Below are 22,529 nucleotides of genomic sequence, written 5' to 3' on the forward strand. Positions count from 1 at the left end.
TCCGGCAGCCGTTGCCGTGACGCGCGGACTGCGGTCCTCCCGCGAGCGGTGCTGGAAATGCCGTAGGGTGCCCGCCGTGCCGCCATCTGCCCTGCGCGATCGAAAAAGGGAACGAACCCGACGTGCGATCCTCGTGGCCGCCGTCGAATTGTTCGAGGCCAGAGGGTATGAGGAAACGACCGTTGCCGACATCGCGGCCGAGGCCGAGGTCGGCACCCGGACCTTCTTCAACTACTTCGCGAGCAAAGAAGAACTGCTCTTCCCCGAGAGCGACGAACGGGTGCGCGCGGCGGTCGCCGCCATCGCTACCCGACGGCCCGGCGAGCGACCGGTGGAGGTGTTGCTGCGGGCACTGCGCGCCGCGGGCGACAACCCCGGCGAACACCTCGTCGACGACATCAGCTCGCGAGTGGCCGCGCTGCGGGCGCGGGTCTCGCGGACTGTCCCCTCGGTGAGCGGTCGCGCCGCGCACGCGCAACTGGTCGCGCAGCGCGAGATCGCGCACCAGTTGCATATCGCGTTCCCGCACGAACTCGACGAGGTCGGCGCCGCGGCGCTGGTCGGTGCCGTGGTCGGCGCGGTGTCGGGCGCGCTGACCGTGCTGTTCCAGCAGCCTCAGCACGGCATCGACGACGGTGAACGACTACATCGCAAGATCCACGAGACCACCTCGCGGGTCCTGCAGCCCTGGCTCGCCGCCGCCGCGCCACCCGAACCGGTGCACTAGCCGAACTGCTGCCACCCCAGGCGGATCACCATCACCACCACGACGACCAGCAACACGATCCGGACGAACCCGGCGCCCCTGGCCAAGGCCATCCGCGAACCGATCAGCGCACCGGCGACATTCGCCACCGCCATGCCCGCGCCGAGACCCCACAGGATATGGCCGGTCGAGCCGAGGAACAGCAGCGCACCCACGTTCGACCCGCAATTGATCACCTTCGCCATCGCCGCCGCGCGCACGAACTCGGTGCCGAGCAGTGTCGCGAAGGTGATGATCAGGAAGGTGCCGGTCCCTGGTCCGAGCAGCCCGTCATAGAGGCCGATCAGACCGGCGGCGAGGCCGACCACCAGGAACACCTTGCGCCGCGTCGGTGGATGGGTGGCCATCGTCATGCCGATCGACGGTCGCATGGTCACGAACACCGCGACCCCGACGAGCACCACCATCACCAGTGGGATGAACAGGTCGCGGTCGATCAGCGACACCGCCGCCGCACCGCATGCGGCCGTGATCGCGGCGATCACCGCAGCGGGCAGGAGCACCTTCCATTGCATCGGCACCTTGCGCGCGAAGGTCGCCACCGCGGTCGCGGTGCCTGCGAGGGAGGCGAGCTTGTTGGTGCCGAGCGCGGTCTGCGGTGTGATGCCGGGGACGACGAGGAACAGCGTCGGCAGAATGATCAGCCCACCGCCGCCGACCACGGCATCGACCCAGCCCGCCGCCGCCGCGGCCACCAGCAGGACCGTCCAGTCTCCGAGTTGCACACGTCCAGGCAATCAAGATCACGACCGGAAAGCCAGCCGGGGCTACGCTGGGCCCCGTGCGCCGGTTCAGCCTGTGGCTACGCGGACGACCCATCGTCGCCGACTCGATTCTGGCGGGTTTGCTCCTGCTGCTCGATGCCCTCGGGGTGGGCGACGAACGCAACAAGGTCGTCTATCTGATCTTCTCGGTGATCCTGCCGCTGCCGCTGATCCTGCGCCGGGTGTACCCGCGTGCGGTGGCGGCGGCGATGCTGGTGCTGTCGTTGCTGAACACCCTGATCGGCTACCTGACCGATGATCAGGCGGCCGACCACGTCGCGCTGATCGGGCTCGGGGTGATGCTCTACACGCTCGTCGCCTACGTCGGCCGGCGTGACGGGCTCATCTATCTTGCCTTCGTCGCGCTCGACCTGGTGTTGTCGGTTTCGCTGCTCAACGAGCCGAGGGGCGGAGATCTGGCGATGGCCGCGCTCATCTACGCACTGTGCTGGACACTGGCCGAGTTCAACGGCGCCCGGCACGCGTATGACGCCGAGGTCGCGGCCCGCCTCGCGGTGGCCGATTACGACAAGGAGCGTCGAGCACACGAAGCGGTCGCCGCCGAACGCACCCGTATCGCCCGCGAACTACACGATGTGGTCGCGCACGCGGTGAGCGTCATCATCGTCCAGGCCGACGGCGCCACATACGCTCTGCGCCAAGACCCCGAAACCGCCGAACGCGCGCTTGCCACCATCGCGGGTACCGGTCGCGACGCCCTGCGCGAGCTGCGCCGCACCGTCGCGCTGCTGCGCACCGAGCACGCACCGGAACTGCTGCCACAACACGGCAGCGCGGGTATCGCGAAGCTGGCCCAGATGATGCGCGAGGCGGGCCTGGCCGTTGACCTCGAGTTGAGCGGTGAGCTCGACGACATCGCCCCCGAGGTGAGCCTCGGCGTGCACCGCATCGTGCAGGAATCGCTCACCAATACCCTGCGCCACGCAGGCGCGGAGCCGAAGGCGGTGGTCCGGGTACACCGGCGCGACGAGGACGTCCTCGTCGAGATCACCGACAGCGGCGGTGTCCCCGCGCAGGTGAGCCCTGGCACCGAGATTCCCGGCACGGGGATGGGACTGGTCGGGATGCGCGAACGGGTCGCGGTGCTCGGCGGCACCTTGACCGCGGGCAGGCTCGACGACGGCCGCTGGCAGGTCCGGGCGGATCTTCCGCTGCGCACCGAAACGGAGTGACCCCCGCGCTCCGAAAAAACCGAGGAACGCTGCGCGGCTGTGCCTATTAGGGTGGGGCAATGCCGATCAGCGTGCTCGTGGTGGACGATCAGGAACTCATGCGGATGGGCCTGAAAATGGTGCTCGGCGCGCACCCCGACATCGAGGTGATCGGCGAAGCGGGCAACGGTGACGAGGCTGTGCGGCGGGCGAGCGACCTGCGCCCCGATGTGGTGCTGATGGATGTGCGGATGCCGGTCGTCGACGGGGTGACCGCCACCGCGCGGATCGTGGCCGCGGGGGAGGGTGTGCGGGTACTCGTGATGACCACCTTCGACCTCGACGAACACGCTCTCGGTGCGCTGCGCGCCGGTGCGAGCGGATTCCTGCTCAAGGACACCCCACCCGAGGACCTCGTCTCGGCCATCCGCAGCGTCGCCGCCGGTGACGCGGTGGTGTCACCCAAGGTCACCAAGCGGCTGCTGGACCGGCTCGTCGCCGAGGACCCGGCCAGTCTGCGCGACCCGAAGATCCTCGACGTCCTCACCGCACGCGAACGCGAAGTGCTCGAACAGATCGCGGTCGGCCGCTCCAATGCCGAGATCGCCGCGGCGCTGTTCCTGTCGGAGGCGACGGTGAAAACACATGTCGGCCGGGTGCTCACCAAACTCGGCTTGCGCGATCGGGTGCAGGCGGTGGTGCTGGCCTACGAAACCGGGCTCGTGCGGCCCGGTGGCTGAACTCGTCGGGGCGCACGGGAGAAAAATCGGGCGCTCGTGCGTTGAAGGGATAGATCGTCCGAAAGGATCGCCATGACCGCCCTGCTGTTCGTCCTCTATCTCGTCGTCGAGATCGCCGCGCTCGTCGGTCTCGCCCAGCTGATCGGCATCGGCTGGGCGCTGGTCGTGCTCGTCGCGGTGTCCGGCGTGGGTTTGGTGCTGCTCGGGCGGCAGGGCAGGCGGGTGTTCGATCGGTTCCGGCGGGCCTCCCGCGGTGAGGTGACCGCCGAGAGCGCGGTGGCCGACGGGGTGATCGTCGCCACCGGATCGGTGCTGCTGTTCGTGCCGGGCCTGGTCACCGGACTCGTCGGCCTGCTCGCACTGTTCCCGCCGACCAGGGCGTTGCTGCGACCGGCACTGGAGAAGCTCGGTACCCGGCGCTTCGGTCCGCTGCCCTCGTTCGCGCCCTCGCCGTATCGTGGGATGGTCGTCGATGCCGACGGTGATGTGGTCGACGGCACCGTGGTCGGGCAGTGGTACGACGACGGTCACACCGCGGGCCCGCGCGCGCTCGGCTCCGCCTGAATCGAGACTGCCCCAACGGACTTGCCCGCTCCCGGCGGCGAAGGGTCTACAGTACCGACATGGCCACCGAGCAGATCACCGTCACGGTGAGCGAGGAACTGGCCGACGCGGTGCGTAGAGCGAGCACCGCTGCCGGACAGTCGATGTCGGACTTCACCACCGCCGCATGGCGGTTGGAACTGATCGCCGTGGAGGCGGGCGGGCACTGTCGGGCCGGGTTCGGCGACGCCGAAGTGCGCGCCGCACTGTCGCTGCCGACCTGACCTCGCTCGCCGCCGAGCGGAGACTGTCCCTGCCGAGGTGACGATCCGTCGATACGGCAGACTGGGGCACCGTGAGTACCCAGTTGCTGATCGGCGGTCGTTTCTACAGTTCCAGTTCCCCGGACGCGACCGCGATGGCGGTCACCGACGGCACCGTGGTGTGGCTCGGCGCCGAGGCGCCAGGGCGCGCGATGCATCCCGATGCGGAGATCATCGACCTCGACGGTGCGTTCGTGGCGCCCGCGTTCGTCGACCCGCACGTGCACGTCACCGCGCTGGGACTCCAGCTGACCGGGCTCGACGTGCGTGGCGCCGGATCCCTGGCCGAACTGCTCGAGACGGTCCGAGCGCACGCCGCGAACCAGCCGGACGGGGTGATCATCGGCGAAGGCTGGGACGACACCGGCTGGCCCGAACAGCGTCCGCCGACGGTCGCCGAACTCGACGCGGCCGCCGGTGCGGGCAGGCTCGTCTACCTGGCGCGCGTCGACGCGCATTCGGCCGTGGCATCCTCGGCGCTGCTCGACGCGGCCGGTGACCTCGGTGACGGATATCAGCGTGGGGACCTGCTGCGCGCCGACGCCCACCACCGGGTGCGCACGGTCGCACTCGCCGAACTCACTCGCGCCCAGCGTGATTCGGCCCGTAAAGCCGCTCTCGACACGGCGGCCGCACACGGCATCGTCGCGGTCCACGAATGCGCGGGGCCCGATATCTCCGGCCGCGACGACATCGCTGAACTGCTCGCTTTCGAACACGGCGTGGCCGTGCGGGCCTACTGGGGTCAGGCCGTGCGCACCGCGGACGAAGCGCGCGCGCTGCTCGACGAGCTCGGTGTGCACGCGCTCGGTGGCGACCTGTTCGTCGACGGCTCGCTCGGCTCGCACACGGCACTGCTGCGTGCGCCCTACGACGACGCGGCGGGCTGCGGCAAGAGCTTCCTCGACGAAGACGCGGTCGCCGCACACCTTCGCGCGTGCACCGAGGCCGGGATCCAGGCGGGCTTCCACGCGATCGGCGATGCCGCCATGGACACCGTCGTCGCCGGATTCGCCCGGGTGGCAGCCGAACTCGGTGGTCCGGCGATCGCCGCCCGCGGGCACCGGGTGGAGCACGCGGAGATGACCGACGCCGCCGCGATCGCACAACTCGCCGCGCTCGGCGTGATCGCGTCCGTGCAGCCCGGCTTCGACGCCGCCTGGGGCGGACCCGACGGGATGTACGCGACCCGCCTCGGCGCCGAGCGCGCCGCCGGGCTCAACCCGTTCTCGGCGATGGCGGCGGCGGGTATCTCCCTCGCTATCGGCTCCGACGCGCCCGTGACCGCCATGAACCCGTGGGAACAGGTGCGCGCGGCCGTCCACCACCGCACCTCCGGCCACGGACTGTCCCCGCGCGCGGCCTTCGCCGCCGCCACCCGCGGCGCCTGGCGCGCGGGCGGTGTGCGCGACGGCCTGGCGGGCACGCTGGTCCCCGGCGCACCGGCCTCCTACGCCGTGTGGGACGCGGGCGACCTCGTGGTCGCCGCGGCCGCCGACACCGTGCAGCGCTGGTCCACCGACCCCCGCTCCCGCGTTCCCGGCCTCCCACGCCTCGACCTGGGCGCCGACCTGCCGACCTGCCTGCGCACCGTGCACAACGGCACCACGATCTACACCGCCTGACCCGCCGTCGACGCCGCGCCAGCAACCGAATCACGGAGCAGCACACCATGATCGAACCCGCCACGGGCCATCCCGACGCTACGACTCCCGACGTCGCCGACACGGCCCGGGGCCAGCGCTACCCGATGTTGCTGCGGATGCTGGCGGCGACGGCCGGTGGTTTGTTGCTGTTCGGCAGCTTCCCACCCCGCCCGTTCTGGTTCCTCGCGCCGGTCGCCATCGCCCTGCTCACCGTCGCGGTGCGCGGGCCCGGCAAGCTGCGCGGCGGGTTCGGGTACGGAATGCTCGGCGGGCTGGCGTTTTTCGTGCCGTTGCTGCCGTGGACCGGGATCTATGTGGGGCCGGTGCCGTGGCTGGCGCTCTCGACGGTGTGCGCGGTGTACTTCGGGCTGTGGGGTGTGCTCGCCCGGTGGCTGAGCGTGCTGCCAGGCTGGCCGGTGTGGCTCGCGCTGGCGTGGACCGCGAGCGAATGGGTCAGGTCGAGTTTCCCGTTCGGCGGATTCCCTTGGGGGCGTGTCGCGTTCGGGCAAGCCGACGGCTGGTACCTGCCGCTGGCCGCCTATGGTGGTGCGCCGCTGGTCGGCTTCGGCGTCGCCCTCACCGGCACCGGTCTCGCCGCGTTGGCGCTGCGCCTGCGTGCCTGGGCACGCACTCCCGCGCCGCGCGCGAACACCCGCGCCGTGCGCACCGGATTTGCCACCGTCGTGGTGGCCGTGGCTGTCATGCCCCTGGCCGGAGTGATCCTGCGGCCGACGCTGCCGGCCCCGGACGCGGGCACCCGGACGGTCACGGTCGCCGCCATCCAGGGCAGCGTGCCGCGGCTCGGGCTCGATTTCAACGCCCAGCGCCGCGCGGTGCTGGACAACCACGTCCGGCGTACCGAGGAGCTGGCCGACGCCGTCACCCGCGGCGAGGCCGCGCGGCCCGACATCGTGATCTGGCCGGAGAACTCCTCCGACATCGATCCACTGCGCAATGCCGACGCCGCCGCCGAGATCACCGAAGCCTCGGTGCGGATCGGCGCCCCGATCCTGGTCGGCGCGGTCCTGGTGAACGGTGATCGCACGACCACCAACTCGGTGATCGTGTGGAACGGGACGGCGGGTCCGGGGGAGCGGCACGACAAGAAGATCATCCAGCCGTTCGGCGAGTACCTGCCGATGCGTGGTTTCTTCCGTTTGTTCTCTTCCTATGCCGACCGTGCGGGCTATTTCGTGCCGGGTAATGGTGACGGAGCGGTCACGGCCGCCGGCGTGCCGATCGGCGTGGCGACCTGTTACGAGGTCGCTTTCGATCGGGCATTCCGGGACTCTCTCGCCGCGGGCGCCCAATTGCTGACGGTGCCGACCAACAACGCCACGTTCGGTGAGAGCGAGATGACCTATCAGCAACTCGCCATGTCGCGGGTGCGGGCGGTCGAGCACGGGCGTGCGCTCGTTGTCGCAGCAACCACCGGGGTCAGCGGAATCATCACCGCTGACGGCGTGCTCATCCAGCATACCGAGCAGGTCGTCCCCGCCGCACTGGTGGCCCAGTTACCGTTGCGCGACACGACGACAATCGCTACCCGAATCGGTGCATGGCCCGAACTGGCGTCCGTTATCCTGACCGCGATCGGCGTCGGACTGGTGCTTCTTCGACGCTACAGGGCGAATCCGACGCAGGCAGTGCGAAGTTCGGACAATTCTGAATAAGCGGTTTGTTTCAACCCGGGGGAAGCGGCACGAAGTTGCTGCTACAGGGGTGTAATTCGTTGAGCTCGAAATAAATTCAGATCGGCAGCCATCCGGCTGCCGGAGTACTCCGAATCATGGGCGTGGAAAAGCCACGCCCTGGGCCGTCGTGTGCCCGGGCGCTGCTCGGGGAGTTGTGACACAAGGCAGAAACGGAGTGCTTGATGAGTTCTTTGGCCACCGACCACGTCAGCTCGAGCGTCACCGACGAGGACCCGGGCCAACCGTTCGCCCTCTCGCCCGGTCAGACAGCACTGTGGTACGCGCAACGGATCCGGCCCGACATTCCGCTCACCATCGCTCACTACGTCGAACTGCACGGCGATCTCGACGTCGGCAGGTTGCTGTACGCCGTGGAACGCTTCGGCGCGGAATCCCAGGTGGGACATGTCCGCCTACTCGAGATCGACGGCGTGCCCCACCAGCGGGTCGACCCGACTTGGCGGCCGGGCTGGGGCCGAATCGACCTGCGCGGCGAATCCGACCCACGGGCCGCCGCGCTGGCCTGGATGAACACCCACGCCAGCACCCCGGTCGATATGGAGCACGAACCCCTCACCATCAACGTGGTGTTGCGAATCGGTGACCTGGAATGGTTCTGGTACGAACGCGGGCACCACATCGTTATCGACGGTTACGGTGCGATGAACGCGCTCTCGCGCACCGCCGAGATCTACACGGCCGTCGGCGAGCAGCGCGAACCGTCGGTCTCCCGGGCCGCCGCGCTCGTCGCGCTCTACGCCGACGAATCCCGCTACCGCGAGTCCAGCCGGTTCCGGGCCGACCGCGAGTACTGGACCGAACAGCTCGCCGGCGTGGGCGAACCGATGACACTGTCGTCGGTCACCGCCGCGGGCGATACCCACGACGCGGGACGCCACCGTGCCACGGCAGTGCTCGACGCCGACCTCGACACCCTGCTCACCGACGCGATCGCCACGCACGGATCGGCCAACTCGGCGCTCATCGTCGCCGCACTGGCCGCCTACGTCCGCTCGGTCACCGGTGACTCCGATGTCGTACTGAGCCTGCCGGTTTCGGCCCGCACCACCGTCGCGCTGCGCCGTTCGGCGGGCGTGGTGTCGAACGTGGTGCCGCTGCGGGTCCGGTTCGACGAGCACACCACCGTCGCCGACGTCGTGCGCCAGACCGAACTGCAGATCACCGGCGCCCTGCGCCACCAGCGCTACCGCTCCGACGACATCCGTCGCGACTGCGGCTACTCCCGCGACGCGCGCGGCTTCTTCGGGCCGATGGTCAACATCATGTTGTTCCACGACGAGCTGAAGTTCGACGAAATCGCCGGTCAGCTGCACGTTCTCGCCACCGGCCCCGTCGAAGACCTCTCGATCAACATCTACAACGTCGACGGCGGCCGCATCCAACTCGACTTCGAGGCCAACCCGAAGCTCTACGGCGAGTCCGAGAACGCCGCCCACCACTCCCGCTACCTCGACTTCCTCGCGCGCTTCCTGGCCGCCGAGCCGACCACCCCCACCTACACGCTCACCGCGATCACCGCCGCGGAGAACGACAGTGTGTTGCGCGAGTGGAACGCCACCGAGATGCCGATGCAGGCCGCGACGCTGGTCTCGCTGTTCGAGGATCAGGTACGCCGTAGTCCGCACGCCATCGGTCTCGAATTCGCCGACCGCACACTCGGATACACCGAACTCGGCGACCGGGTGAATCAGCTGGCGCGCGAACTGATCGCCCGTGGCGCGGGCCCGGAGACCACGGTCGGCGTGTGCCTGCATCGCAGTATCGATCTGGTCGTCGGGATCTACGCGGTGCTCGCGACCGGCGCGGCCTACCTGCCGCTGGATCCCGATCACCCGGTCGATCGCATCGAAGCGGTAGTGGCACAGGCGCATCCGGTGTGCGTGCTCACCGCCGACCGCGACGGGGTCCGGCTGCCCGCGGGCGCGGTCCGGGTCGATCTCGACACTCTCGACGTCAGCGGCAACGACGTCGCGCCGATCACCGATGCCGACCGCACCGCGCCGCTGCGGCCCGATCACCTCGCCTACGTCATCTTCACCTCCGGCTCCACCGGTAAACCCAAGGGCGTCGGCGTCACTCATGCCGCGATCGTGAACCGGTTGCGCTGGATGCAGGCCGAATACCCCATCGACCACACCGACGCGGTCCTGCAGAAGACTCCTGCCACCTTCGATGTGTCGGTCTGGGAGTTCTTCTGGCCGCTGCAGGTCGGCGCGCGCCTGGTCGTCGCCGCGCCCGAAGGGCACCGTGACCCGGCCTACCTCGCCCGGATCATCACCGAAAGGGCCATCACCACAGCACATTTCGTGCCGTCGATGCTGTCGCTGTTCGTCACCGACCCGCGGGTGCGCGGCGGGGCGGGGCTGCGCCGGGTGTTCTGCAGTGGTGAGGCGCTGCCCGGCGCCACCGTCGGCGATTTCCATGCCGCGCTGCACGGTCCCGACGGTGGACCTGAGCTGCACAATCTCTACGGGCCCACCGAGGCCGCGGTCGACGTCACCTACTGGCCGTGCCCGGCCGACGCCACCACGGTGCCGATCGGTTCACCGGTGTGGAACACCCAGACCTACGTGCTCGACCCGCATCTGCGGCCGGTACCGCCCGGTGTCGTCGGCGAGTTGTACCTGGCCGGTGCGCAGCTGGCTCGCGGCTACCTGGGTCGCCCCGACCTGAGCGCCGACCGGTTCGTCGCCAACCCCTTCACCCCGGGGCAGCGGATGTACCGCACCGGCGACCTGGCCCGCTGGCAGATCGACGGCGGTGTCCTGGAATACCTGGGCCGCACCGACTTCCAGGTCAAGATCCGCGGACTGCGCATCGAACTCGGCGAGATCGAATCGGCGCTGCTCGCCCAGAACGGCATTGCCCGTGCGGTCTGCGTGGCCCGCACCGCTCGCACCGGTGACGACGAACTCGTCGCCTATGTGGTCGCCGCGAAGGGCGCTCACGCACCCGAACCCGCCGTGCTCCTCTCGGCACTGCGCCGCGGCCTGCCGTCCTACATGGTGCCCTCGGCGCTGGTCGTGCTCGACGAACTGCCGTTGAGCGCCAACGGCAAGGTCGATCGCAAGGCGCTGCCCGCGCCGGAGGTGGGTGTACGGGTCACCACCGGTGCCGCCGCGCCGCAGACCGAACTGGAATGCGCACTCGCGGAGATCCTCACCGAGGTTCTCGCCTTGGACGGCACCGCGATCGGTGTCGAGGACAGCTTCTTCGACCTGGGCGGCAACTCCCTGGTCGCCGCGCGCGCGGTCGCCCGGATCAACACCACCCTGGATGCGAACCTCACCATCCGGGAAATGTTCGAGTCACCCACCATCGCCGCGCTGGCCGGCTATATCAGCACCCATCGGCCCGAAACCTCCACGCCGAAACTGGTTCCCGCGCGCAGGCCCGAACGGGTGCCGTTGTCGCTGGCCCAGCAGCGGCTGTGGATCCTCAACCGGTTCGCCGAACACGCTGCCGCCTACAACATGCCGCTGGCCTTGCGGCTCACCGGGCATCTCGACCTCGATGCGTTGCGCGCGGGTCTGCGCGACATCCTCGACCGCCACGAGAGCCTGCGGACCAGTTTCCCCGAAGGTCCCGACGGTCCGTACCAGCTGATCCACCCGGCGGCCGGGGTGGAACCCGAACTCTCGCCGACCGACGTGTCCGCCGCCGAGATCCCCGCGCTGGCCGCGCAGATGGCGGGGCGCGGTTTCGATCTGCGGACCGAGACACCGTTGCGGGTCGCGCTGTACCGGGTCGGCGCCGAGGATCACCTGCTGCTGGTGGTGCTGCACCACATCAGCGGTGACGGCTGGTCGGTCGCCCCGTTGGCCAGGGACTTGATGGTGGCGGTGTCGGCGCGCGCCGGCGGTGCCGCACCCCGGTGGGCGCCGCTGCCGGTGCAGTACGCCGATTTCGCGATGTGGCAGCGGGAACTGCTCGGTGAGGAAACCGACCCCGAAGCGCCCATCGCCCGGCAGCTCGGGCACTGGCGCGGCGCGCTGGCCGGGCTGCCCGATCAGCTCGACCTGCCCCTCGATCGGCCGCGGCCACAGCAGCGTGGCACCGGCGGGGACACCGTCGAATTCGTGATCGATGCCGAAACTCGGCGTGCCGCAGCCGAACTCGCGACCGGTCGCGGGGTGAGCATGTTCATGGTGCTGCACGCGGCGCTGGCCACCCTGCTGGCCCGGCTGTGCTCGAGCACCGACGTCACCATCGGTACGCCCATCGCGGGCCGGTCCGATCCGGCGCTGGACGAGCTGGTCGGCATGTTCGTCAACACCCTGGTGTTGCGTACCGACGTGGACCTAGGCGCCGGGTTCGACCGCATCCTCGACCTGGTTCGCGAGGCCGACCTCGATGCCTTCGCCAACCCCGACGTGCCGTTCGAACGGCTCGTGGAACTGGTCAACCCCGATCGCTCGACCACCCGGCACCCGCTGTTCCAGGTGATGCTGTCCTACGACCGCACCCCCGAACTGCGCGTCGAATTGCCCGGTGTCACAGCGGAACTGGTGCCGATCGAGGTCGGCGTCGCCAAGTTCGACCTGCAGCTCGAGGTCCGCGACAACCACGACGACGGGCCGCTGCACGCCGAATTCGGCTTCGCCACCGACGTTTTCGATCGCGCCACGGTGGAGGCCATCGCCCGGCGTTTCACCAGGCTGCTGGCCGCGGCCGTCGCGACCCCCACGACGGCCATCGGCGACCTCGACGTGCTCGACCGCCGCGAGATCGCCCGGCTGGTTCCGGTGGCCGGTGCACCGGCCGAACCGGCGGGCACGCTGGCCCGGCTGCTCGGCGACACCGCGCAACACCTGCCCGACTCGGTGGCGGTGCGCTACCTCGGCTTCGACACCACCTACCGGGAACTCGACGAACGCTCGAACCGGTTGGCGCGCAGCCTGATCGCGCACGGTGCCGCACCCGAAACGGTGGTCGCCGTCGCGCTGCCGCGCAGCCTCGAGTCGATCATCGCCATCTGGGCGGTCGCCAAAACCGGCGCCGCGTACGTGCCCGTCGACCCCGCCTACCCGGCCGAGCGCATCGCGCACATGGTCGGTGACTCCGGCGCGACGCTCGGGCTCACCCTGCCCGAACACCTCGCCGGGCTGCCCACCGGCACCGGAAAGCATCGTCGGGCACCGGAATGGATGGTGTTCGGGACGGCCGATTTCGAGGCCGACTGCGCGGTGCGTTCGGCCACTCCGCTCTCCGATGCCGACCGCAGGCACCCGATGCGGGCGGGTCAGCCCGCGTACCTCATCTACACCTCGGGCTCGACCGGTACCCCCAAGGCCGTCGTGGTCACCCACGCGGGTATCGCCTCGCTCGCCAGCGAACAGATCCAGCTGTTCAAGGTGACCGACCACGCGCGCACCATGCACTTCTCCTCGCCCAGCTTCGACGCCTCGGTGCTCGAACTGCTGCTCGGGTTCGCCGCGGGTGCGACGATCGTGGTTGCCCCGGCCGACCTCTACGGTGGTGCGGAACTGGCCGCTTTCCTGCGCTCGGAACGCATCACCCACGCGTTCATCACCCCCGCCGCGCTGGCCACCGTGCCCCCGGGCGACTTCTCTGCCCTCGGCACGGTCATCGTCGGTGGTGAGGCCTGCTCGGACGAGCTCGTCGACGCCTGGGCCACGAAGTATCGGATGCACAACATGTACGGCCCGTCGGAGGCCACCGTCGCGGTCACCGCGAGCGCGGCCATGGTGCCGGGGGAGCCGGTGCCGCTCGGCGCGCCCGTGCGTGGCATGCGCTTGTTCGTCCTCGACGGCCGGATGAACCCGGTGCCGCCGGGGACACCGGGCGAGCTGTACGTCTCGGGGCCGGGCCTGGCCCGCGGGTACCTCGGCAAGCTGGCACTCACCGCGCAGCGATTCGTCGCCAACCCACACGGACGAGTCGGCGAAAGAATGTATCGCACAGGCGATCTCGTGGTCGCCGACATGACCGGACGCCTGCGCTTCCTCGGCCGCGCCGACGACCAGATCAAGATCCGTGGTTTCCGCATCGAGCTGCGCGAAATCGACCATGTGCTGCGCGAACACCCGGGCGTGCGGTCCGCGCTCACGGTCGTCCACGTCGACGAGCAGGGCCAGCAGCGGCTCGCGTCCTATGTCACCGCCGACGGCCCGATCGACCCGGCCGCCCTGCTCGACACGGCCCGCGGCAGGCTGCCCGGCTACATGGTGCCCGCCGCGCTGGCGGTGCTCGACGCGATGCCGGTGACCCCGGCCGGCAAACTGGACCGAAAGGCGTTGCCCGCACCGGAATTCGTGGTCAACGGTGGGTCGCGCGCGCCGCGCACACACCTCGAGATGCGGGTAGCCGCGGTGTTCACCGAGATTCTGGGCCGCCAGATCCCCGGTGCCGAGGACAGCTTCTTCGACATCGGCGGCAACTCGCTGCTGGCCACCCGGCTCGCTGCCGCGCTGCACGCCGATTTCGAGGTGGACCTGCCCGTCCGGCAGATCTTCGAGGCGCCGACGGTGGCGGGCATCGCCCGGCTGATCACGGAAGCGCCCCGGACGCAGCGGGTGGCGCTGGCGGTACACACCCCGCGCCCGGGACGCATACCACTGTCGTTGCCGCAGCAACGGCTGTGGTTCCTGAACCGATTGTCCCCCGAATCGAGCGCCTACAACATCGCTTTCGTCTTGCGAATCGGCGGAGATCTGGACGTCGACGCACTGCGGGCTGCCCTCAGCGACCTGGTGGAGCGCCACGAAGTACTGCGCACGGTCTTCCCCGAAGATCTCTCCGGCGCGCAGCAGGTGATCCTGCCGCTCGCACAGGCCATGCCTGCGGTCGAGGTCGTCGACACCGCACCGGATCAGGCGCACGCGGCGCTGACCGCGCTCGCGCGCAGGGGCTTCGACCTCACCCGGCTGACGCCGTTGCGAGTGTCGTTGCAGCGCACCGCATCCGACGAGCACCTGCTCGGCGTCGTCGTGCACCACATCGCCGCCGACGGCTGGTCGCTCGGCCCGCTGACGCGCGACCTCGCCCTGGCCTACGTGGCCCGGACCGGCGGCACCACGTCCGAGCGCGCGCCACTTCCCGTGCAGTACGCCGACTTCAGCCTGTGGCAGCGGTCGGTACTCGGCACCGAGGACGATCCGGACAGCATCACCGCCACCCAGCTCGCGTTCTGGCGCGAAACCCTGTCCGAGCTGCCCGACGAGTTGCCGCTGCCGTTCGACCGCCCCCGCCCCGTCGAACCGACGGGGACGGCGGGCACCGTGACCTGCGAGGTCTCGGTGCCGCTGCAACACGCACTGGACGAGCTGGCCAGCGACACCGGTGTGAGCCAGTTCATGGTGGTGCGCTCGGCGCTGTCGGTGCTGCTGCGCAGCGTCACCGGCGGACGCGACATCCCCATCGGTACCCCGGTCGCCGGGCGCACCGACATCCAGCTCGACGACCTCGTCGGCATGTTCGTCAACACCCTGGTCCTGCGCTCCGATGTCGACCCCGGCCGCAGCTTCACCGAACTGCTGCACGCCGACCGCGACGCCGAGCTGGCCGCCCTCGCGCACGCCGATGTGCCGTTCGAGCGCGTCGTCGACGCGCTCGGCCGGGAGAGCAGGGCGAGCAACCGGCACCCGCTGTTCCAGGTCGCGCTGAGCATGCAGGACAACCGCACACCGTCGCTGGAACTGCCCGGACTGCGGCTGGCCGCGCAAGAGCTCGACATCGCCCTGGCCAAGTTCGACCTGGAACTGCGGGTCGCCCCCGCCGACGACGACGGGCTGCGGTTCGAGTTCGTCTACGCCACCGAACTGTTCGACGCCGCCACCATCGAGACCCTCGCCGACCGGTTCGTGCAGATCCTGACCCAGGTGACCGCCGACCCACGGCAACTGGTGTGCGATCTGGACCCGCTCACCGTGCTCGAGCACCGAGACCACGTCCCCGCGCAGGGACCGGCCCCCGTCACGCCGGTCGTCCTGGCCGACATCCTCGAGCGTGCCGCGGCGAAGTATCCGCACCGGCCCGCGCTGCGGTGGTTCGCCGACGGCAGCGTCGCCGGGGAAGTGGGCGAGCTCGACTACGCCGAAGTCGCGAGCCGGGCACACCGTCTCGGCCGCGCGCTGATCGCCCGTGGCATCGGCACCGGCGACCGGGTGGCGGTCGGTCTGACCCGTTCACTGGACTGCGCCCTCGCCATCTTCGGCGTCGCGGCCAGTGGTGCGGCGTTCGTCCCCGTCGACCCCCGCTATCCGGCCGACCGGGTGCGGCACATGCTCACCGACTCCGGTGCCCGCGCGGTCATCACCGCCCGCGCCGACGCGGACGCGCTGCGCGAGGCCGCCGGGCCGATCGACACCCAGTGGTTGCTGATCGACGGCGACGAGCTGAACACCGAGCTGGCAGGCTACGACGACGTCCGGATCAGCGACGCCGAGCGGATCCGTCCGGTGCGCACCGCCGACCTGGCCTATCAGATCTACACATCCGGTTCCACCGGCCTGCCCAAGGGTGTGACCGTCACCCACGGCGGTCTCACCAGCCTCGCGCTCGACCTGCGCGAACGCATGGGTCTTGACCGGTTCTCCAGAACGTTCTTCTTCTCCACGCCCAGTTTCGACGTCTCGGTGCTCGACATGCTCCTCGCCGTCTACTCGGGCGCCGAAATGGTGATCGGCCCGATCGACATCTACGGCGGTGACGAACTCGGGGCCCTGCTGGAACACGAACAGATCACCCACACCTTCCTGACGCCCGCGGTGCTGGCCTCGATCGATGCCACCCGCTGGCCGCTGCCGATGCTGCGCGGCCTGATGGCCGGTGGCGAGGCGGTACCCCCGGACCTGGTGCAGAACTGGGCACCGGGTCGGCGGTTCGTCAACGCCTACGGGCCCACCGAGTTCACCGTCATCGCCGCGATGTCGGAGCTGCGGGTCGGTGTCCCGGTAGCCATCGGAACGCCCGTGCGCGGTTCGCGGGCCCTCGTCCTCGACGAACGGTTGCGGCCGGTCGTCACCGGGGTACCTGGCGAGCTCTACATCGGTGGCGCGGGCATCGCCCAGGGCTATCACGAGCGCTACGGCCTGACCGCGGGACGATTCATCGCCGACCCGTTCGGCCCGGCGGGCAGCCGGATGTATCGCACCGGCGACGTGGTGCGCTGGACCGCGGGGGGTGAGATCGACTACCTCGGTCGCAGCGACCACCAGGTCAAGGTGCGCGGTTTCCGGATCGAACTCGGCGAGATCAGCGCCGTCCTCGGCAGCCACCCCGAGGTCCGCTTCGCACACACCGAGGTTCGGCGGATCGCGGGCGATGATCGGATCGTCGCCTGGATCCAGCTGAACGAGGGCATCGACCCGGCCGAACTGGCGGGGGTGAAGCGTCACGCGATGGTCCGGCTGGCCGGGCACATGGTGCCCGCGTCGCTGAACCTGATCGACCGGGTGCCGCTCACACCGGTCGGCAAGCTGGACCGCACCGCGCTGCCGGAACCGGAATTCACCGCCGCGGCGGGGCGGGCACCACAGACCGACGCCGAGCGGACGGTCGCGCGGGTATTCGAGGATCTGGTCGGGGCGAGCGAGGTTCGCGCCACCGACAGCTTCTTCGACATCGGCGGCAACTCGCTGCTGGCCACTCAATTGGTGGCCCGCCTGGCCGCGGCCAGCAATGTGCGCCTGGAAGTGCGCACCGTGTTCGCGGCGCCGACCGTCGCCGAACTCGCCGCGCTCATCGAATCCGGACCGTCCGGCGACGAACACCGGCCCGACCTGGTGCCCCAGCAGCGGCCGGAGCGGATCCCGCTGTCCGCGGCGCAGCGCCGGCTGTGGTTCCTCAACCGCTTCAACGCCGGCTCCGCGGGCGAGACCAACTCGTCGGGGGCCTACAACATCCCGGTCGTGCTGCGTCTGCACGGCACCGTCGACCTCGATGCACTCATCGCCGCTTTGCACACGGTGCAACGTCGGCACGAGACGCTGCGCACGGTGTTCCCGGAAAGCTCAGGGGAGCCCGAGCAGTTGGTGCTCGACCCGGCGATCGCCGCCGTCACGCTGTTCCACGCGACGGCCACCGCGAGCGAGGTCGACACCGCGGTGACCCGTTTCGTCACCCCGGGATTCGACCTGTCGGCCTCGGTGCCGATGCGGGCGGCGCTGATCAGCGTCGACCACACCGGGCAGTCGGCACCGGCCAAGGCCAAGTACGCCGTGGCGCGTTCGACGGAGCACGTGCTGGTGCTGGTCGTGCACCACATCGCGATGGACGGCTGGTCGCTGGAGCCGCTCGCCGCCGAAGTAGCCGCCGCCTACCGTGGCATCCAGACCGGTGAACCGTTCGGCGAACAGATCCCGGAGATCCAGTACTCCGACTACACCCTGTGGCAGCAGGAACTCCTCGGCACCGAGGACGATCCGGACTCGCTGGTCAGCAAGCAGCTCGACCATTGGCGCGGCGTGCTCGACGGCCTGCCCGAACTGCTCACCGTGCCCGCCGACCGGTCGCGCCCGCCGGTGCCCTCCTATCGGGGCGGCACCGTCGACTGCGCGGTCGACGCGGCGACCCACCGGGCGCTGCGCGGCATCGCCACCGCGAACAACGTCAGCATGTTCATGGTGCTGCACGCGGCACTGGCGGTCCTGCTGCACCGGGTGACCGGCACCTCCGACATCGCCGTCGGCACCGCCAGCGCGGGCCGCGGGCATCCGGCGCTCGACGCGATGATCGGCATGTTCGTCAACACCCTGGTGCTGCGCACCGAGGTGGCCGACGAGCGCGCGTTCGTCGACCTGCTGCGCACCGTCCGCGACGGAGACCTCGACGCCTTCGCCAATGCCGACCTGCCGTTCGAACGGCTCGTCGAAGTGGTCAATCCGGCGCGTTCCCAGGCGCATCACCCGCTGTTCCAGGTGATGCTGTCGGTGCGCAACAGCCCTGTGCGGATGCTGGAACTGCCCGGCCTGCGGATCGAAGCGGTCGACGCCGACGCCGGTGTCGCCAAGTTCGACCTGCAGTTCACCTTCACCGAAACCCAGACCGACAACCGGGTGGGCGACGGCATCAGCCTGTCGGTGAACTTCGCGGCCGACCTGTTCGACGAGGTCACCGCGCGCAAGCTCGGCGACCGTCTGGTCCGGCTGCTCACCGCCGTGGCCGCCGACCCGAACACCGCGGTGGGCGACCTGGCATTGCTCGACGCGGTCGAGTGGACCGCGCTCGCGCCGGTGCACGGCACCCGCGCCGAGCAGGCGGTGACGCTGCCCGCGGTCTTCGGTGCCGCCGTCGCTCGTTCCCGCGACGGTGTCGCGCTGTGCGCCGGCGACACAGTGGTCACCTACGACGCGCTCGACCGGTGGACCAACCGGCTCGCCCGGGTCCTCATCGGTCAGGGTGTCGGGCCGGAAACCCTGGTGGCACTGGGTATTCCGCGTTCGGTGGAATCGGTGGCGACCATGCTGGCCGTCGCCAAGGCGGGTGCCGCGTTCGTGCCGGTCGACCCGAATTACCCGCCACAGCGGATCAGTCACATGCTCACCGATTCCGCTGCGGCACTGGGTTTGACGCTGCTCGAGCACCGCGATCTGCTGCCCACCGACACCCGCTGGCTGGTCCTGGACGACCCGCAGACCCGGGCCAGCGTGCTCGGCACCGACGACTCGCCGATCACCGACGCCGATCGGCTTCGCCCACTGCGCCTGCACAATCCGGCGTACGTGATCTACACCTCGGGCTCCACCGGTACACCGAAGGGTGTCGTCGTCACCCACGGTGGTCTGTCGAACTTCGCCGCCGAGACCGCCGACCGGTTCGATGTGCGTCCCGGCAGCCGGGTGCTGCACTTCGCCACCCCGAGCTTCGACGCCGCGATGCTCGATATCCTGTTCGCGCTCGGTGGTGCGGCGACGCTGGTGATCTCCCCGGTCGGGGTGGTGGGCGGCGAGGATCTGCGGCAGGTGTTCATCCGGGAACGGATCACCCACGCGTTCATCACCACCGCCGCGCTCGGCACCGTCGATCCGTCTGGCGTGCACTCGCTCGCCCACGTACTCACCGGCGGTGAGGCGCTACCGCCGGACCTGCTCGCCCGCTGGGCGCCGGGGCGCAATTTCTACAACGTGTACGGCCCCACCGAGACGACCATCGTCACCTTGATGCCGCAACCGATGAGCCCGCAGGGGCCGATCACCATCGGTGGGCCGATCCGCGGTGTCGCGGCGACGGTGCTGGACCGGCGACTGCATCCGACACCCATCGGTGTCACCGGTGAACTGCAGTTGGCCGGCTCGGCCCTGGCCCGCGGCTACCTCAACCGGCCGGGTCTCACCGCCCAGCGGTTCGTCGCCGATCCCTATGGCGCACCCGGCGAACGGATGTACCGCACAGGCGATCTGGTGCGCTGGCGGAAGGGCACGAAGTCGGCGCTGGACGTGGAGTACGTCGGCCGCACCGACCATCAGGTGAAGGTCCGCGGTTTCCGGATCGAACTCGGCGAGATCGACGTCGCGTTCGCCCGGCACGCCCATGTCGAGCTCGCGCTCACCATCGGGCACACCACGCAGGCCGGCGCGACCGCCCTGGTCTCGTACGTGAAGGCGCGCAACGGGACCGCACCGAGCGTGCCCGAACTGCTCGAGCACGTCGCCGCGCACGTGCCGAACTACATGGTCCCGCAGGCGATCATGCTGCTCGACGAAGTGCCGCTGAGTCCCGTCGGCAAGCTCGATCGCGCCCGGCTGCCCGAGCCGGTGTTCATCGCGGCCGGTGGTTACCGCGCACCGGTGACCGCCGCCGAGACAGCGCTGTGCACGGTGTTCACCGAGGTGCTCGGGGTCGAGCGGGTCGGCGTGGACGACGGGTTCTTCGAACTCGGCGGCAACTCCCTGCTGGCCACCAAAGTCGTTGCGGCACTGCGTGAGCAGGGCTACGAGATGCCCGTCCAGATGATGTTCGGCGACGCCACCCCCTCGGCCATCGCGGCCAAGCTCGACGACATCGACCCGGACGCGGTGATCGAGGCGGCGACCAGCCCGGTGCTGGCCATCCGCCCGTCCACCAGCCCGCACGACACCCCGCTGTTCTGCGTGCACCCGGCGATCGGTCTGGCCTGGTGCTACGCGGGTCTGCTCGCCCATCTCGCCCCGCAGCGCCCGGTGTACGGCCTGCAGGCCCCGCACGTGTCCGGCGACGATGGCTTCACCTCGATTCCCGAGGCCGCCGGACACTATGTCGCCCATATCAAGTCGATCCAGCCACACGGGCCCTACCACCTGCTCGGCTGGTCGCTCGGCGGCCTGATCGCGCAGGAGATCGCCGTTCAGCTGCAAGACGCGGGCGAAGACGTCGAGCTGCTGGCGATGATGGACAGCTACCAGCTCGGCGACCGCTGGCTCGACACCTCGATGCCGAGTGTCGCCGATATCCTCGGCGAGTTCGGCGCCGATCTGGTCGACGGCGCACCGTTGCCCGCCGACCTCGACCTGCACGAAGCGGCGGATCTACTGCGGGCACAGGCGGGCCCGTTCGCCGCGCTCTCGGTGGACCACCTGCAACGCCTCTACACGGGGTACGCCGACGGCACCGTCATGGCCAACCGGTTCCGGCCGCGCACCTTCGACGGCGACCTCGTGTTCTTCACCGCCGTGGCGGACGAGATCAACGCCGCCGATCCGAGCCGGTGCGCGCAGGCCTGGCAGCCCTTCGTCACCGGCAACATCCATAACCACGACCTGCCCTGCAGGCACGCGGCGATGACCACACCGGAATCGCTGGCGGTGATCGGCCCCGTGCTGCATCGCCACCTCGACGCCGTCCCGGAGATCACCGTGTGCGGCACCGGCCAGAAGGAGATGCGACCGTGAGCCTCGCGGTAGAAGTACGCGGCCTTGCCAAGAGTTACGGCAAAGTGCGCGTACTGAAGGAGATCGACCTGGAGATCCCGGCGGGCACCGTGCTGGGTCTGCTCGGACCCAACGGCGCGGGCAAGACCACCACGGTGCGGATCGTCACCACACTGTTGCGGCCCGACGCCGGTTCGGTGCGGGTCGCCGGTATCGATGTGTTGGCCGACCCGGCCAGCGCGCGCACCAGGATCGGGTTGTCCGGCCAATACGCGGCGGTCGACGCGAACCTGACCGGCTACGAGAACCTACGCATGGTGGCGCGGCTGTACGGCATGGGCCGCAAGCAGTCCGTCGCCCGCGTGGAGGAACTGCTCACCGCGTTCGGACTCGACCACGCGGCGGGCAGGCGGGCAGGCACCTACTCCGGTGGCATGGCGCGTCGGCTCGACCTGGCCGGCGCGCTGGTGGCGCGGCCGCCGGTGGTGGTGCTGGACGAACCGACCACGGGCCTCGATCCGCGCGGTCGCCTGGACATGTGGCAGGTGATCGGGGATCTCGTCGACGACGGCACGACCGTCCTGCTCACCACCCAGTACCTCGAAGAGGCCGACCTGCTCGCCGACCGGATCACCGTTATCGACAAGGGCACGGTCATCGCCCGCGGTTCCGCCGACGAACTCAAGACCTCCATCGGCGGTGACCGGCTCACCGTCACCCTGGCCGCCGGGCAGAGCCCGTGGCCCGCGGTCACGGTCCTGCAGCAGGTCGGCGTCGGCGAGCCCATCCACGAACCCGGCAGCGACGAGGTGTCGGTGGTCGTCGGTAACGGGTCACGCACGATGGTCGAAGCGCTGCGCCGCCTCGACGACGCCGGCGTCTGCGTCCTCGACGCGAACGTCGTACGCCCGACTCTCGACGATGTCTTCCTTTCCCTCACCGGCACCCCGGCGGCGCCGATCCCCGAACCCGAAACCGACGACGTGCAAGAGGAGGTCCTGTCGTGAGCGAGCGCAGCGAGCGGTTGATAGACACTGCTGCCATGGCAGTCA

10 protein-coding genes are annotated in these 22,529 nt (G+C 69.9%); 9 read left to right on the forward strand and 1 reads right to left on the reverse strand.

The features are described from left to right. The first annotated feature begins 76 nt into the window (after window positions 1–76). Window positions 77–727: a helix-turn-helix domain-containing protein gene (locus ACFXKN_RS25300; RefSeq protein ID WP_378951861.1), complete on the forward strand. Its 651-nt coding sequence runs from the start codon at window positions 77–79 to the stop codon at window positions 725–727. Here the strand turns inward: ACFXKN_RS25300 and ACFXKN_RS25305 are convergent. Beyond that, the gene (locus ACFXKN_RS25305) at window positions 724–1,491 is read right to left on the reverse strand and encodes a sulfite exporter TauE/SafE family protein (RefSeq protein WP_379433982.1); all 768 of its coding nucleotides are present in this window, start codon (window positions 1,489–1,491) and stop codon (window positions 724–726) included. The genes ACFXKN_RS25300 and ACFXKN_RS25305 overlap by 4 nt on opposite strands. A gap of 56 nt (window positions 1,492–1,547) precedes the next feature. Between ACFXKN_RS25305 and ACFXKN_RS25310 the strand changes: the two genes are divergently transcribed. The 8 genes from ACFXKN_RS25310 (at window position 1,548) to ACFXKN_RS25345 (ending at window position 22,484) form a co-directional block, all read left to right on the forward strand. Then, window positions 1,548–2,723 (forward strand): sensor histidine kinase, encoded by a 1,176-nt coding sequence (locus ACFXKN_RS25310; protein WP_378951846.1) that lies wholly within the window; start codon window positions 1,548–1,550, stop codon window positions 2,721–2,723. 59 nt (window positions 2,724–2,782) lie between these two features. Beyond that, window positions 2,783–3,442, forward strand: a complete 660-nt coding sequence (locus ACFXKN_RS25315; protein WP_378951843.1) for a response regulator — start codon at window positions 2,783–2,785, stop codon at window positions 3,440–3,442. 72 nt (window positions 3,443–3,514) lie between these two features. Further along, entirely contained in the window at window positions 3,515–4,006 is a 492-nt protein-coding gene (locus ACFXKN_RS25320; protein WP_378919777.1) for an FxsA family protein, read from the forward strand. Window positions 4,007–4,065: 59 nt separating this feature from the next. Next, window positions 4,066–4,269: a hypothetical protein gene (locus ACFXKN_RS25325; RefSeq protein WP_378951837.1), complete on the forward strand. Its 204-nt coding sequence runs from the start codon at window positions 4,066–4,068 to the stop codon at window positions 4,267–4,269. A gap of 71 nt (window positions 4,270–4,340) precedes the next feature. Further along, window positions 4,341–5,933, forward strand: a complete 1,593-nt coding sequence (locus ACFXKN_RS25330) for an amidohydrolase (RefSeq protein ID WP_379433983.1) — start codon at window positions 4,341–4,343, stop codon at window positions 5,931–5,933. A 125-nt stretch (window positions 5,934–6,058) separates the two neighbouring features. Then, window positions 6,059–7,627, forward strand: coding sequence for an apolipoprotein N-acyltransferase (gene lnt / locus ACFXKN_RS25335; protein WP_379433989.1), 1,569 nt, complete (start codon window positions 6,059–6,061; stop codon window positions 7,625–7,627). 203 nt (window positions 7,628–7,830) lie between these two features. Continuing rightward, entirely contained in the window at window positions 7,831–21,498 is a 13,668-nt protein-coding gene (locus tag ACFXKN_RS25340; RefSeq protein WP_379433984.1) for an amino acid adenylation domain-containing protein, read from the forward strand. Further along, window positions 21,495–22,484: an ATP-binding cassette domain-containing protein gene (locus ACFXKN_RS25345; protein WP_378951828.1), complete on the forward strand. Its 990-nt coding sequence runs from the start codon at window positions 21,495–21,497 to the stop codon at window positions 22,482–22,484. The genes ACFXKN_RS25340 and ACFXKN_RS25345 overlap by 4 nt, the downstream gene beginning before the upstream one ends. Window positions 22,485–22,529: the final 45 nt, after the last annotated feature.

The organism is Nocardia sp. NPDC059195, assembly GCF_042754695.1.
GTDB lineage: Bacteria > Actinomycetota > Actinomycetes > Mycobacteriales > Mycobacteriaceae > Nocardia.

Excerpts from the sequence above, each read along its gene's own strand:
- ACFXKN_RS25315 (WP_378951843.1), top strand. The coding sequence starts at position 2,783 with ATGCCGATCAGCGTGCTCGTGGTGGACGATCAGGAACTCATGCGGATG.
- ACFXKN_RS25320 (WP_378919777.1), top strand. The coding sequence starts at position 3,515 with ATGACCGCCCTGCTGTTCGTCCTCTATCTCGTCGTCGAGATCGCCGCG.
- ACFXKN_RS25325 (WP_378951837.1), top strand. The coding sequence starts at position 4,066 with ATGGCCACCGAGCAGATCACCGTCACGGTGAGCGAGGAACTGGCCGAC.
- lnt (WP_379433989.1), top strand. The coding sequence starts at position 6,059 with ATGTTGCTGCGGATGCTGGCGGCGACGGCCGGTGGTTTGTTGCTGTTC.
- ACFXKN_RS25340 (WP_379433984.1), top strand. The coding sequence starts at position 7,831 with ATGAGTTCTTTGGCCACCGACCACGTCAGCTCGAGCGTCACCGACGAG.